Genomic DNA, 14,363 nt, shown 5'->3' with positions numbered 1-14,363 from the left:
AACCACCCCTGACAACAGCACACGCGGCCGAGGAGTCACCCGGATGAGCACCACCCAGATCGATCGGCTGCGCGGGCTGCTGGAGCCGCTCGTCACCGAGCGCGGGCTGGATCTCGAAGAACTCACCGTCACGCCGGCCGGCAAGCGCCGCGTCCTGCGCGTCGTCGTGGACTCCGACGCAGGCGTCCGACTCGACGCCTGCGCCGAACTGAGCCGGGCCGCCTCCGCCGCCCTGGACGAGGACGACCCGATGGGCTCGGCCCCCTACGTCCTCGAAGTCACCTCCCCCGGCGCCGACCGTCCGCTGACCGAGCCGCGGCACTACCGCCGCGCCGTCGGCCGACTGATCACCGCCCGGCTGCACGAAGGCGGCGACCTCACGGCCCGCCTGCTGGCCGTCGACGCGAGCGGCCTCGACCTGGAGGTGCCCGGAGTGAAGGGGCGCAAGCCCACCCGGCGGCGCGTGGAGTTCGGCGAGATCGCCAGGGCGCGGGTCGAGATCGAGTTCAACCGCCCCGCCGCCCCCGAGGACGCGGCACGGGGCGGCAACGACAGCAACGACAGCAACGACAACGAGAGTGACGGGGAGGCGTAGCCGTGGACATCGACATGAGCGCCCTGCGGGGACTGGTCCGGGAGAAGGAGGTCTCCTTCGACCTGCTGGTCGAGGCGATCGAGGCGGCGCTGCTCATCGCCTACCACCGCACCGAGGGCAGCCGTCGGCACGCCCGCGTCGAGCTGAACCGCGACAGCGGCCACGTGACGGTGTGGGCCAAGGAGGACGCGGCCGACCTCGCCGAGGGCCAGGAGCCCCGCGAGTTCGACGACACCCCGACGGGCTTCGGCCGGATCGCCGCCACGACCGCCAAGCAGGTCATCCTCCAGCGCCTGCGGGACGCGGAGGAGGAGGTCACCTTCGGCGAGTACGCCGGGCGCGAGGGCGACATCGTGACCGGCGTCGTCCAGCAGGGCAAGGACCCCAAGAGCGTCCTGGTCGACATCGGGAAGATGGAGGCCATCCTGCCGCCGCAGGAGCAGGTGCCCGGTGAGGTCTACCGGCACGGCACCCGGCTGCGGTCCTACGTCGTGCGGGTGGCCAAGGGCGTGCGCGGGGCCTCCGTCACCCTCTCGCGCACCCACCCCAACCTCGTGCGCAAGCTGTTCGCGCTGGAGGTGCCGGAGATCGCCGACGGCTCGGTGGAGATCGCGGCCATCGCCCGCGAGGCCGGCCACCGCACCAAGATCGCGGTGCGTTCCACCCGTGCGGGACTCAACGCCAAGGGCGCCTGCATCGGACCCATGGGCGGCCGGGTGCGCAACGTCATGGCCGAGTTGCACGGCGAGAAGATCGACATCGTCGACTGGTCGGACGACCCCGCCGAGCTGGTCGCCAACGCGCTGTCGCCCGCTCGCGTGAGCCGCGTCGAGGTCGTCGACGAGGTTGCGCGGTCGGCCCGGGTCACCGTGCCCGACTACCAGCTCTCGCTGGCCATCGGCAAGGAGGGGCAGAACGCCCGGCTCGCCGCCCGCCTCACCGGCTGGCGCATCGACATCCGCCCCGACCGGACGCCCGGCGAGGAGTCCGGTGAGGACTCCGGCACGGCTCCGGGGGAGGCGGCCGGCGTCTGACGCCGCCCCGCCGACCGGGCCGCCCCGCCGAGCGCGGAGGCGGTCCGGCAGGGCCCGGCGGCGGGGAACACTCCGCCGTCCGTATCCGCTATCGCGTCGTCACCCCCCGCCAAGGGGAACCGCACGCGGGGAGGTAGACTGAGACGGTGTCTGGCCGCACACGTGACCCAGCCTGCCCCGAGCGCACCTGCGTGGGGTGCCGGGGACGATCGGCCAAGGCCGACCTGCTGCGTGTGGTGGTGATCGAGGGCGAATGCGTCCCCGATCTTCGCGGTACGCTGCCCGGCCGGGGTGCGTACCTGCATCCCAGCCTCGCCTGCTGCGATCTGGCGCTCCGGCGCCGGGCGTTCCCGCGGGCCTTCCGGGTCACGGGAGGTCCCGGTCCGCTCGGAACGGAGCAACTGCGCCGGTACGTGGAGCGGGCGTCCCGGGAGGCCGGGGACACCGAGCACAACGCAACACCGTAAGAACGTAAAAGGTCCGCGCGGACGGTCGTGCGGACGAGGTACCTCGCGAGTCGGAAGTAGGTCGAGATTGCGATGAGCACTCGATGAGTACGCGATGAGTACGCCCATGCATAAGTAGCGAAGGTCCGGCGGACGACCACCCCGGACCGTCTAAGGAGCGAAGTGGCTAAGGTCCGGGTATACGAGCTCGCCAAAGAGCTTGGAGTGGAAAGCAAGGTCGTCATGGCCAAGCTCCAAGAACTCGGTGAATTCGTCCGTTCGGCGTCCTCGACGATCGAGGCGCCGGTGGTGCGCAGGCTGACCGACGCGTTGGACGCGTCCGGCGGCGGCGCCAGGAAGTCGCAGAAGCCCGCCGCGAAGCCGGCGGCCCCCACATCAGCGGCACCCAAGCCGGGTGCCCCCAAGCCGGGTGCCCGTCCGGGCGCCCCGAAGCCGGGTGCCCCGCGCCCCGGCGCCCCGAAGCCCGGCCCGGAGCCGGTCAAGCCCGCCGAGGCCGCCAAGCCGGCCGAGGAGGCCGTGCGCCCCAGCGCCGAGGCCACCCGCCCGGCCGCGGACGCGGGCCGTCCCGCCGCGCCCCGGCCCGGCACGGCGCCCAAGCCCGGCGGTGCCCGCCCCGGCGCCCCGAAGCCGGCGCCGTCGCGCCCCGAGTTCACCGCGCCCCCGGCGGGTCAGACGCCGCCGAAGCCCGGTGGCGCCCGTCCCGGCGCGCCCAAGCCCGGCGCCCCGAAGCCGGCGGCCTCGGGCCCCAAGTCGGGCGGACGCTCGACCGGTCCCCGTCCGGGCAACAACCCCTTCACCTCCGGCAGCAACACCGGCATGGCCCGCCCGCAGGCTCCCCGCCCCGGCGGCGGCGCCCCGAAGCCCGGTGGCGCCCGTCCCGGCCCCGGCGGCCAGGCGGGCCCGCGCCCGCAGGCCCCCGGCGGCGGCCGTGCGACCCCCGGCAACATGCCCCGTCCGCAGGGTGCCGGCCAGGGCGGTCCCCGTCCCGGCGGCCCGCGTCCCAACCCGGGCATGATGCCGCAGCGTCCCGCTGCCGGCCCGCGTCCCGGCCCCGGTCGCGGCGGTCCCGGCGGCGGTCGTCCCGGCGGCGGTCCCGGCGGTCGTCCCGGCGGCGGCGGTCGCCCCGGTGGCGGCGGCTTCGCCGGTCGTCCCGGCGGTCCCGGTGGCGGTGGCGGCGGCTTCGCCGGTCGTCCCGGCGGCGGTGGCCGTCCCGGCTTCGCCGGTCGTCCCGGCGGCCCCGGCGGCCGTGGCGGCACGCAGGGCGCGTTCGGCCGTCCCGGCGGTCCGGCGCGTCGCGGCCGCAAGTCGAAGCGGCAGAGGCGCCAGGAGTACGAGCAGATGCAGGCGCCCTCGATCGGCGGCGTGATGCTGCCGCGCGGCAAGGGCGAGACCGTCCGGCTGTCGCGTGGTGCCTCTCTCACGGACTTCGCGGAGAAGATCAACGCCAACCCGGCGTCGCTGGTCCAGGTCATGTTCAACCTGGGCGAGATGGTCACCGCCACGCAGTCCGTCCCCGACGAGACGCTCGCGCTCCTCGGCGAGGAGATGAACTACGTCGTCCAGATCGTCAGCCCGGAGGAGGAGGACCGCGAGCTGCTCGAGTCCTTCGACATCGAGTTCGGCGAGGACGAGGGCGGCGAAGAGGCCCTGGTCTCCCGTCCGCCGGTGGTGACCGTCATGGGTCACGTCGACCACGGCAAGACCCGCCTGCTCGACGCGATCCGCAAGACGAACGTCATCGAGGGCGAGGCCGGCGGCATCACCCAGCACATCGGCGCCTACCAGGCGGCGACGGAGGTCAACGGCGAGGACCGCCGGATCACCTTCATCGACACCCCCGGTCACGAGGCGTTCACCGCCATGCGTGCCCGCGGTGCGAAGTCCACGGACATCGCGATCCTGGTCGTCGCCGCGAACGACGGCGTGATGCCGCAGACCATCGAGGCGCTCAACCACGCCAAGGCGGCCGACGTCCCGATCGTCGTCGCGGTCAACAAGATCGACGTCGAGGGCGCCGACCCGACCAAGGTGCGCGGCCAGCTCACCGAGTACGGGCTGGTGGCCGAGGAGTACGGCGGCGACACGATGTTCGTCGACATCTCCGCCAAGCAGGGTCTGCACATCGACTCCCTGCTGGAGGCCGTCGTCCTGACCGCCGACGCCTCCCTCGACCTGCGGGCCAACCCGGAGCAGGGCGCCCAGGGCATCGCCATCGAGGCCCACCTCGACCGCGGCCGTGGCGCCGTGGCGACGGTGCTGGTCCAGCGCGGCACCCTGCGCGTCGGCGACACGATGGTGGTGGGCGACGCCTACGGCCGCGTGCGCGCCATGCTCGACGACAAGGGCAACAACATCGAGGAGGCCGGCCCCTCCATGCCGGCCCTGGTGCTGGGTCTGACGAACGTCCCGGGCGCGGGCGACAACTTCCTCGTCGTCGACGAGGACCGCACCGCCCGCCAGATCGCCGAGAAGCGCGCCGCCCGCGAGCGGAACGCGGCGTTCGCCAAGCGCACCCGCAGGGTCTCCCTGGAGGACCTGGACAAGGTGCTCAAGGCCGGCCAGGTCGAGCAGCTCAACCTCATCATCAAGGGTGACGCGTCCGGTTCCGTCGAGGCACTGGAGTCCTCGCTGCTCCAGCTCGACGTCGGCGAAGAGGTCGACATCCGCATCCTGCACCGCGGCGTCGGCGCGGTCACGGAGTCGGACATCAACCTCGCCTCCGGCTCCGACGCCATCGTCATCGGCTTCAACGTCCGCGCCGAAGGCCGCGCGACGCAGATGGCCGAGCGCGAGGGCGTGGACGTCCGCTACTACTCGGTCATCTACCAGGCGATCGAGGAGATCGAGGCGGCCCTGAAGGGCATGCTCAAGCCCGAGTACGAAGAGGTCGAGCTGGGCACGGCGGAGATCCGCGAGGTCTTCCGCAGCTCCAAGCTGGGGAACATCGCGGGTGTCCTCATCCGCTCCGGCGAGGTGCGGCGCAACACCAAGGCCCGCCTCCTGCGCGACGGCAAGGTCGTCGCGGAGAGCCTCAACATCGAGGGCCTGCGCCGCTTCAAGGACGACGTCACCGAGATCCGCGAAGGCTTCGAGGGCGGTATCAACCTCGGCAGCTACAACGACATCAAGGTCGACGACGTCATCGCCACCTACGAGATGCGGGAGAAGCCCCGCGTGTGACGTGGTGCGTGTGACCCACCCGCCGGACGCCCCGGGGCGTCCGGCGCGGTGCGGCCACCGGCCCGGGGCCGCCGGCCGAGCCACCCGCTCGGCCGGCGGTCCCGGGCCCTCCGCCGCACACCCCGCGCCCCCGGTGCGCGTCCGGCGAATATCCCGTCGAGGCACCACCCCGGGTGCGTGTACGGTTTCAGGTGTTCCGCACGGACCGTTGACCAACGGATGAGGCCTCACGGGTCGGCTCTGACCCGCACCGCATGTATGTAGGGACCCTGTCCTTCGACCTCCTGCTCGGCGACGTCCGCTCGCTGAAGCAGAAGCGCTCCGCCGTGCGCCCGATCATCGCGGAGCTCCAGCGCAGGTTCGCCGTCAGCGTCGCCGAGGTCGGCGACCAGGATCTGCTGCGCCGGGCCCGGATCGGGCTCGCCGTCGTCTCCGGGGACGCCGCGCACGCCGGCGCGGTCATGGACGACTGCGAACGCCTCGTGGCCGGCCGGCCCGAGATCGAACTGCTGTCCGTACGTCGGCGCTTCCACGGCGAGGACGATGAGTGACCGCCCGACAGCCCGACCGCCCTGCCGGGCCGCCCGCCCGGCCCGGCACGCACACGAACTGACCGAACGGAAAGAGTGATCACATGACCGACACCGCGCGGGCACGCAAGCTGGCTGACCGCATCCGGGTCGTCGTCGCGGAGACACTGCAACGGCGCATCAAGGACCCGCGGCTCGGCTATGTCACGATCACCGACACCCGGGTCACCGGCGACCTGCGGGAGGCCACCGTCTTCTACACCGTCTACGGTGACGACGACGAGCGCGCCGCCTCCGCCGCCGCCCTGGAGTCCGCCAAGGGCGTCCTGCGCTCCGAGGTCGGGCGGCAGACCGGGGTCCGCTTCACGCCCAGTCTGACGTTCGTCCCGGACGCCCTGCCGGAGAACGCCCGCACCATCGACGACCTCCTCGCCCGCGCCAAGGAGTCGGACGCCCAGGTCCGGGCCTCCGCCTCCGGAGCCCGCTTCGCCGGGGAGGCGGACCCGTACCGCAAGCCCGGCAGCGAGGACGGCGCGGACGACGCCGAGGGCGCCGAGGGCGACGCCGTGGAGGACGGCGTCGACGGGGAGCCCGGCAGCCGGCACGGCGAGGGCGTCTGACCGTGACCGACACCCCCGACACCCCCGCGGCCGCCGGGCGCACGGACCGTCCGGCCCCGCCCGACGGCCTCGTCGTCGTCGACAAGCCCGCCGGGTTCACCTCGCACGACGTCGTCGCGAAGATGCGCGGCATCGCCCGCACCCGCCGCGTCGGGCACGCCGGCACGCTCGACCCCATGGCCACCGGCGTCCTCGTCCTCGGCCTCGGCAAGGCCACCCGGCTGCTGGGCCACCTGGCCCTCACCGAGAAGGAGTACCTCGCCACCATCCGGCTCGGGCAGACCACCGTCACGGACGACGCCGAGGGCGAGCCCACGGACTCGACCCCCGCCGACGGCGTCGACCGCGCCGCCGTCGACGCCGCCGTCGCCCGCCAGACCGGCGACATCCAGCAGGTGCCGTCCAAGGTCAGCGCCGTGAAGGTGAACGGCAAGCGGTCCTACGCCCGGGTCCGCGAGGGCGAGGACGTCGAGCTGGCGGCCCGGCCCGTGACGGTCTCCTCCTTCGCCGTGCACGACGTCCGGCAGGAGACCGCCGAGGACGGCACCCCCGTCCAGGACCTGCTGGTCTCCCTCGTCTGCTCCTCGGGCACCTACGTCCGGGCCATCGCCCGGGACATCGGCGCCGAGCTCGGCGTCGGCGGCCACCTGACCGCACTGCGCCGCACCCGCGTCGGTCCCTACACCGTCGCCGCGTCGCACACCCTGGACGCCCTGCAGCAGACGCTGACCGTCCTGCCCATCGGCGAGGCGGTCACCCGCGCGTTCCCCCGCTGGAACGTCGGGGAGAAGCAGGCCAAGCTCATCTGCAACGGCGTCCAGCTCGACATGCCGCCGCTGCCCGCCGGGCCCGTCGCCGTCTTCGGCCCCGGCGAACGCTTCCTCGCGCTCGTCGAGGAGCGCCGAGGGCGCGCGAAGTCCCTGGCGGTCTTCGCCTGAGACCGGCTCGACACGGGGTGTGATCCTTGTCCGACCGTGCCGGGCAGCGGCCCACGAGCGCCGCATGGCACCCTTGGACCCGACGGAACATCGGCAGCACCGAGGAGCGGGCACAGTGCAGCGCTGGCGTGGCTTGGCGGACATCCCCGAGGACTGGGGGCGCAGCGTCGTCACCATCGGCTCGTACGACGGCGTCCACCGAGGACACCAGGTGATCATCGGCGAGGCGGTGGCCCGGGCCCGGGAGCTCGGCGTCCCCGCCGTCGTCGTCACCTTCGACCCGCATCCGCGCGAGGTGATCAAGCCGGGCAGCCACCCGCCGATGCTCGCCCCGCACGACCGCCGCGCCGACCTCATGGCCGAACTCGGCGTGGACGCCGTCCTGGTGCTGCCCTTCACCACGGAGTTCTCCAAGCTGCCGCCCGCCGAGTTCGTCGTGAAGGTCCTCGTCGACCGGCTGCACGCCCGAACCGTCGTCGAGGGCCCCAACTTCCGCTTCGGCCACCGGGCCGCGGGGGACGTCGCCCTCCTCACCGAACTCGGCGAGAGCTACGACTACGACGTGATGCTCGTCGACCTCTTCGTGCAGGGGGAGGCGGGCGGCGGCGTGCCGTTCTCCTCCAGTCTGGCCCGACGCCTCATCGGTGAGGGGGACATGACCGCCACCACCGAGGTCCTCGGCCGCCCCCACCGAGTGGAGGGCACCGTCGTGCGCGGCGCGCAGCGCGGCCGCGAACTCGGATACCCGACCGCCAACGTCGAGACGCTGCCCTTCACCGCCGTCCCCGCCGACGGTGTCTACGCGGGCTGGCTGATCGTCGGCGACGAGGCCATGCCGGCCGCCATCTCCGTCGGCACCAACCCGCAGTTCCACGGCGTGGACCGCACGGTGGAGGCCTACGCCATCGACCGCGTCGGCCTCGACCTCTACGGACAGCACGTCGGGGTGGACTTCCTCGCCTACCTCCGGCCGCAGGAGACCTACCCCTCGCTGGACGCCTTCCTGGCCCAGATGGCGCAGGACGTCGACCGGGCCCGCGCCCTCGTCGCGGACGCCACCGCGCCGCCCGCTCCGGGCCGCCCGACGGCCTGACGCGCCGCCGCCCGCCCGTCCGGCGGCAGGCGGTCAGCCGCCGTGCGGCGGGCGCTGCTGCCAGTCCGGGGCCGGGCCCGGCTGACCCGGATACCCGTACCCGCCGGGCGGCGGGCCCTGGGGCGCGGCCCCCGGCTGCGGAACGCCGTGCTGCTGCGGGGCGTGCGGAGGAGCGCCGTAGGGGGCCGCCTGCCCGGGGAGCGGCGGAGCCACCTGCGGTGGCATCGCCGAACCGCTCTGCGTCCACAGCCCGTGCGACTGCTGGTGCCGCGTGATGTCCTCCGCGATCAACGCCGCGAGGTTGAAGTAGGCCTCCCGCGTGCGCGGCCGCATCATGTCGAGGTCCAGCTCCGCGCCGGCGGCCAGGTGCTCGTCGAACGGCACGACGACGACCTCCCGGCAGCGCGTCTTGAAGTGCCCCACGATGTCCTCGACCCGGATCATCTTCCCGGTCTCCCGCACCCCCGAGATGACCGTCAGGCTGCGCTGCACCAGGTCCCCGTACCCGTGCGCCGAGAGCCAGTCCAGCGTCGTGCTCGCGCTGCTGGCGCCGTCCACGGAGGGCGTCGAGATGACGATGAGCTGGTCCGCGAGGTCCAGGACACCCCGCATCGCCGAGTACAGCAGCCCGGTCCCGGAGTCGGTGAGGATGATCGGGTACTGCTTGCCGAGGACGTCGATGACGCGGCGGTAGTCCTCGTCGTTGAACGTCGTCGACACCGCCGGATCCACGTCGTTCGCCAGGATCTCCAGCCCGGAGGGCGCCTGCGAGGTGAACCGGCGGATGTCCATGTAGCTGTTGAGGTGCGGGATGGCGGTGACCAGGTCGCGGATGGTCGCGCCCGTCTCCCGCCGCACGCGGCGGCCGAGCGTGCCCGCGTCCGGGTTCGCGTCGATGGCGATGACCTTGTCCTGCCGCTCGCTGGAGAGCGTCGCACCGAGCGCGGTCGTGGTCGTCGTCTTGCCGACGCCGCCCTTCAGGCTGATGACGGCGATGCGGTAGCAGGACAGCACCGGCGTGCGGATGAGGGCCAGCTTCCGCTGCCGCTCGGCCTCCTCCTTCTTCGCACCGAGCCGGAAGCGGGAGCCGCCCCGCCCGCTGCTCTGCGGCTTGGGCTTGCGCTTCTGGTTCAGCAGCCGGTCCGAACTCAGCTCCACCGACGCCGTGTAGCCGAGGGAGCCCGGCTGCGCGTGCGCCTGCCGGGGGTCGGGCCAGGAGTGCCCCGCGCGCGGGTCACCGGGCGCCGACGCGGCCGGGTTCGGACCCGGCTCGTGCGGCGGCTGCGGCGCGGGCCCCTGCTGGTGCGGCACGGGGGGCTGCGGCGCCGGGTGGTACGGCTGCCGAGCCTGCGGCGGCGGGAAGCCGTAGCCGCCGCCCTGACCGCCCTGCGGGCCACCGTAGTTCGGCTGCGGCTGCGGCTGCGGCTGCGGCTGCGGCTGGGCCTGCGGCGCCGGAGCGGGCGGCTGCGGTGCCGCCGGAGGGGTCGGCCCGGGAGCGGGCGCCGCGGGATAGCCCGGCCCCGCCTGCGGCGTGGTGGGCGGGGGCGGTCCGGCTTCGTGCGGTGCGCCCTGCGGGGGAGCGGCCGACCGGTACTGCGGGGGCAGCGGGGGCAGCGGCGCGGCCGTCCCTCCGGCGGGCGTGCTGCCCGGCCCCTGCCCCCAGGGCTGTGCCGCGGGAGCCGCCGGGCGCGATGGAGCCGTGGGGGGCGCGTCCTGCGGCCGGGCGGCCTCCTCGGGCGCGGAGGACGGTTCCGGCACCGCCTGTTCCCCGGCGTCCCCGCTGCCCGGAGCAGCGGCGCCGGCGGCGGGCTTCGGGTCCCGTCCCTCCACGGAGTGGCCCACCTCGGCGCCCGGCTCGGCCCGTTCCGCGTCCCGCCGGGCGAACTCCCGGCGCAGCGCGGACGCGGAGATGCGCATCGTCTTCCCGCTGAGCTCCTCCTCGGGCTCCGCCCGCTCCGCGTCGGTCGGCCGGGCGGGCGCGTCGGCGGGCGCGGGCGGAGCGTCCTGCGGCACCTCGCGGGCCACCGGCCCCGCGTCCTCGGGTGCCCCCTGCGGCCCCTGCCGGGCCGGCACGGCAGGCGGCACGGAAGGCGGCGCGGGCGGCGACACGGGCGGGGCGGGCGGCGACGCGGGCGGGTCAACGGGCTCGGGCCGCCGCGTGGTTCCGTGGTCGCCGGGCACGGCGTCCTGTGGCTCGGCGGGCGCGGGAGCCGGCGTCGGCGGGGGAGCGGCGCTCTGCGGAGCGGCCGGTCCGTACCGCTGCGGCTGCGCGGGCATCCGGCCGTACTCCGGTGCGGGCGGCGCGGGCGCTGCGGGCCCCGGGGAGGGCGCCGCGCCGCTGTTCTGCGTGTACCAGGCCGGCGGCGTGTAGTCGATGGTGAACTCGCCCGTGTTCTCCAGATCCGATTCGGGCTCGTCGCCGGGGGTGATCCCGTCGCCGCGGATCTCGTCCCGGTCGCTGCTCACAGTGCCTCCTGCTGATCTGGTCACTCACCCCGGCCACCGGTGCCCCCGGTCGCGAGGCTCCCTCCGGCCCGCGAGCCGCACGCCTCCCCAGCCTAAACGCCGCGCGCCGCTGTGCGGCAGGCCGGGCCCGCCTCGTGACCCCGCGGTCCTCCCGCGCGTTGGGTCCGGTATATGAGGACGTGGACCGCAGGCGCGGTCCACGTCTCAGCCGACCCCGGGAGTGCCGCACCGTGACCGTCGCCCTTCGCCGAGCCCACACCTCGCTCGCCCTGACCGCAGCCCTGCTCGCCGCCCTCACCGCGTGCGGGGGGTCGCAGGACCGGACGCCCGACGACGCCGGTCCCACCGGCGGCGACCCCGCCTCCCAGGCCCTGATCGAGAAGGTCAACGAGGCCATGCGGACGACGACCTTCCACTCCTCCGGCACCACCACCGCCTTCGCCGAGGGGGACCAGGAGACGACCTGGGACCCCGACAAGGGCCTGCGCACCGTCGCCTCCGGCACCTATACGGGTGAGATGTACTGCAAGGACGGCGTCAACTACCTCAGCTCCGGACTGCTCGCGGCCTCCCTCGGCCAGTCCGGCCGGCAACTCGACGTGCCCGAGGCCCTGGCCGACAAGTTCGTCTACACCGACACCGGCCGGCAGTGCACCGCCATGTTCAGCATCGACCCGTCGGGTCGGCTCACCCCGGACCAGGACACGGAGGTCGACGGCCGACCCACGAAGGCCGTCACGGTCGAGGGCGCGGGAGGCTCGGACGTCTACCAGGTCGCCGCCTCCGGCACGCCCTACATCCTCCAACTCGTCTCCGACCGCGGCGGACGCACGAGCACCACCACCTTCGACGCCTTCGGTGAACCCACCGACATCACCATGCCCCCGGACTCCCTGCTCGTCCCGCTGGAGGACTTCCAGAAGCAGGCGACACCCGCCGAGTGACCCGGCCATCACGCTGCGCGGCCCCCGGCCGTCCCCGTAGAGTGGCCGAGCGGCGACCGCCCGTGGGCGGGTGGCCGAGGCGATGACCGAGCGCAGAAGGGACACTCCGCAGATGGCGACCGAGCAGGAGAAGGACGAGCTGTACGCCATGGACATCTCGGGTGTCGAGTGGCTCAGCGCACCCGACAGCCCCGCCGACGAGCGGGTGGAGATCGCCTACCTCCCGGGCGGCGGCGTGGCGATGCGGAACTCCAAGGACCCCGACACCGTCCTGCGCTACACGGCCGCCGAGTGGAAGGCCTTCGTACTCGGCGCCCGCGACGGCGAGTTCGACCTCAAGCACTGACCGGCCGGGACGGTGGACGACGGGCGGACGCGCGTCGCCCGTTCCGCCACCCGTGCCGTACCCCCACGGGGCCGCCCGGCTCAGTCCAGACGCCGTGCCACACCGAGCAGACCCGTCTCGGCGTCCGTCGCCTCGATCTTCGCGAACTGACGGTCCTTCGGAGCGCACCACAACGTGACGCCGTCGCCCAGGGAGGGCAGCGCACGGACCTCGGGCTCGGACAGGGCCAACACCGTGCCCAACTGCCGCGCCTCCTGCGGCGACACCCGCTGGACGCCCGTCAGCGCGGCGCCACGCGACAACCGGCGCGCGGCCGGGCTGAGGTACGGGAGCAGCGTGAGGACCGACTGCCACGGTGCGGACGTCACGCGCCCGCGCGGCGGCTTCATGCCGCAGTCCCGTACGACGACGACCGGGCTGCCCATGCTCGCGCCGAGCACCGGAACCCGCCCCACGTCGTGCACCGACATGGCGCCCCGCGTCCCGCCCTCACCCCCGACGGCGTGCAGCAGCGCCGCCCACACCTGCGGACGCCCCGTTTCCACCGCGATCCGCGCCCCCGTCGCCGCGAGCCGCAGCGCGAGGACCTGCGCCGTCCACAGCCCCCCGATCAGGAGCACGTCGAACGGCCGGGGGTGGTGGAACCCGATGACCGCCGCCGCGCCCCGGGCGTCCACTCCGGCGACCACGCCGTCGTCTCCGACCGGCAGCGACAGGGCGTCGCACTCCTCGGCCGACACGGCGTGGCGCACCAGCCGTGGCCCTCGCGCACGCCACGTCATCGCATCCCTCCGAGGGGAATCGACGCCAGGACACCGGGCGTCTGCCGGTGGTCGAGCGGGACCAGGCCGACGCGTACCCGCCGGGCCGCCTCCTCAAGCCCCCGGCGCAGCGGCACGAGCTCCTCCGGGCTGCGCCCGGTGATCCGCACGTGGCCCGCCACCGCGACCGACTCCCGTGCGCACGGTGCCAGCGTGACGCTCAGCGTGCTCGCCGACGCCGGCACGGCCGACAGGACCCCGGCGACGTCCGCGAGCGGAACCCCGCCGACGCCCATCCCGGGCCAGGCAGCGACCCCGTAGACCGTGTGCCACCGGTCGTCGCACCGCCAGTGGCGCACCGACTCGGCCGTGCGGCGCCCCGGCGGGGGGCCGGGCGCACCGGCCTGCGCCGCCACCGACACCTCCGCGCCGACGGACGTGGCCAACGCCGTCACGACCTCGTCCTCCGACAGCACCGTGGCACGGAACCCCGCGCCGACCAATCTGCTGGCCAGGTGGTCGGCCGCCCGCACCACCGCGCGCCGCGCACCCTCGACGCCGCCACCACGTGCCTCGACGGCCTCCGGACACACCTCGGGGTCCAGTTTGAGAGCCACCCAGGTCACCCGCACCGCCGGTGCCCCGGCGGACGCCTGCAGCGGGCCGTAGCTCGACGCCGCCACCGAACGGGGCGACAGCGTGGGAGCGGGCGCCGGCTGCGTGTGCTGCACCACCTGCACGGACTCCAGCCGGACGCCGTCCACCTCCAGCGCGTCCGCCACCAGGCCGAGCGACAGGGGCTGTCCGGCGGACCTGCCGTTCAGCGCCCGCGGCCGCTGCTCCACACGGACCACGGCCGTCGCGAACGTCGCGTCCCCGACGATGCCGATGGACCGCCCGTCGCGGTGAACGAACGTGGCCGTGTGCACCCCGGGCGCGCACTCGACGACCGGCGCCAGGCCCGGCGGGACCCGACGGGCCGACACCGCGGCAGCCGCCCTGGCGCGGCGGCGGAAGCCCACAGCGTCCGCCAGCCGTTCCGGAAGGGAACGCCGCCCCCATCGCACCGTCAGAACGAGAAGCACGGCCCCGGTTGTCCCACACGCGACCAGGAAAACGCCGCCGACCACCCAGCCCGTCAGGGCGAGACACCCGGCGACCTGCACGAGGACGACCTGATACAGGTGAACAGGCCCGAAACGCCCCGGGGTTGACACTCTGACCGGCCTCACGGGGACCTGACGACGTCGCCGGACGTCCGGCTCTCGCGACGGGGAGGCGTGTGAGCCCTCCGGACCGCTGCGTTCGGTGGTTCGGGTCCGGGTGGCGGTCCGCCCCATTCCCCAACGCCCCCTCGTGTCCGAATGCGACCGCACAGCGGACGCGGCT

The 14,363-nt window shown here is 74.3% G+C and carries 13 protein-coding genes; 10 read left to right on the top strand and 3 right to left on the bottom strand.

Annotated elements, in window-relative coordinates; all coding sequences use genetic code 11:
- The first annotated feature begins 43 nt into the window (after positions 1-43).
- From rimP to IF129_RS24850, 8 genes are all read left to right on the top strand, one after another.
- On the top strand, positions 44-595 hold the full coding sequence (gene rimP, locus IF129_RS24885; protein ID WP_191212084.1) for a ribosome maturation factor RimP: 552 nt from the start codon (positions 44-46) through the stop codon (positions 593-595).
- A 2-nt stretch (positions 596-597) separates the two neighbouring features.
- Positions 598-1,629, top strand: a complete 1,032-nt coding sequence (gene nusA / locus IF129_RS24880) for a transcription termination factor NusA (protein ID WP_191212083.1) — start codon at positions 598-600, stop codon at positions 1,627-1,629.
- 146 nt (positions 1,630-1,775) lie between these two features.
- Entirely contained in the window at positions 1,776-2,096 is a 321-nt protein-coding gene (locus IF129_RS24875; RefSeq protein WP_191212082.1) for a YlxR family protein, read from the top strand.
- Positions 2,097-2,258: 162 nt separating this feature from the next.
- Complete coding sequence (infB, locus tag IF129_RS24870; protein ID WP_191212081.1) at positions 2,259-5,276, top strand: translation initiation factor IF-2; 3,018 nt, start codon at positions 2,259-2,261, stop codon at positions 5,274-5,276.
- Between the two features lie 254 nt (positions 5,277-5,530).
- Positions 5,531-5,827 (top strand): DUF503 domain-containing protein, encoded by a 297-nt coding sequence (locus IF129_RS24865; protein ID WP_191212080.1) that lies wholly within the window; start codon positions 5,531-5,533, stop codon positions 5,825-5,827.
- Between the two features lie 83 nt (positions 5,828-5,910).
- On the top strand, positions 5,911-6,426 hold the full coding sequence (gene rbfA / locus IF129_RS24860; protein ID WP_191212079.1) for a 30S ribosome-binding factor RbfA: 516 nt from the start codon (positions 5,911-5,913) through the stop codon (positions 6,424-6,426).
- A 2-nt stretch (positions 6,427-6,428) separates the two neighbouring features.
- Positions 6,429-7,364 carry a tRNA pseudouridine(55) synthase TruB gene (truB, locus tag IF129_RS24855; protein WP_191212078.1) on the top strand — a complete coding sequence of 312 codons (936 nt, stop codon included), beginning with the start codon at positions 6,429-6,431 and terminating at the stop codon, positions 7,362-7,364.
- A 115-nt stretch (positions 7,365-7,479) separates the two neighbouring features.
- Positions 7,480-8,457, top strand: coding sequence for a bifunctional riboflavin kinase/FAD synthetase (locus IF129_RS24850; RefSeq protein WP_191212077.1), 978 nt, complete (start codon positions 7,480-7,482; stop codon positions 8,455-8,457).
- Between the two features lie 33 nt (positions 8,458-8,490).
- On the opposite strand, the gene IF129_RS24845 is transcribed toward IF129_RS24850, so the two are convergent.
- Positions 8,491-10,923, bottom strand: a complete 2,433-nt coding sequence (locus IF129_RS24845) for an SCO5717 family growth-regulating ATPase (protein ID WP_191212076.1) — start codon at positions 10,921-10,923, stop codon at positions 8,491-8,493.
- 230 nt (positions 10,924-11,153) lie between these two features.
- Between IF129_RS24845 and IF129_RS24840 the strand changes: the two genes are divergently transcribed.
- On the top strand, positions 11,154-11,867 hold the full coding sequence (locus tag IF129_RS24840; RefSeq protein ID WP_191212075.1) for a hypothetical protein: 714 nt from the start codon (positions 11,154-11,156) through the stop codon (positions 11,865-11,867).
- Between the two features lie 112 nt (positions 11,868-11,979).
- Complete coding sequence (locus IF129_RS24835) at positions 11,980-12,213, top strand: DUF397 domain-containing protein (RefSeq protein WP_191212074.1); 234 nt, start codon at positions 11,980-11,982, stop codon at positions 12,211-12,213.
- Between the two features lie 80 nt (positions 12,214-12,293).
- Here the strand turns inward: IF129_RS24835 and IF129_RS24830 are convergent, their stop codons facing one another.
- Positions 12,294-12,995, bottom strand: coding sequence for a hypothetical protein (locus IF129_RS24830; RefSeq protein WP_191212073.1), 702 nt, complete (start codon positions 12,993-12,995; stop codon positions 12,294-12,296).
- Complete coding sequence (eccE, locus tag IF129_RS24825) at positions 12,992-14,104, bottom strand: type VII secretion protein EccE (RefSeq protein ID WP_318153935.1); 1,113 nt, start codon at positions 14,102-14,104, stop codon at positions 12,992-12,994. The genes IF129_RS24830 and eccE overlap by 4 nt, the downstream gene beginning before the upstream one ends.
- Positions 14,105-14,363 lie beyond the last annotated feature (259 nt).

It is taken from the genome of Streptomyces chumphonensis (assembly GCF_014779715.1).
Taxonomy (GTDB): Bacteria; Actinomycetota; Actinomycetes; order Streptomycetales; family Streptomycetaceae; genus Streptomyces; species Streptomyces chumphonensis.
The sequence above is the reverse complement of the archived record's forward strand: the minus strand, read 5'-3'. Positions and strand labels throughout refer to the sequence as shown.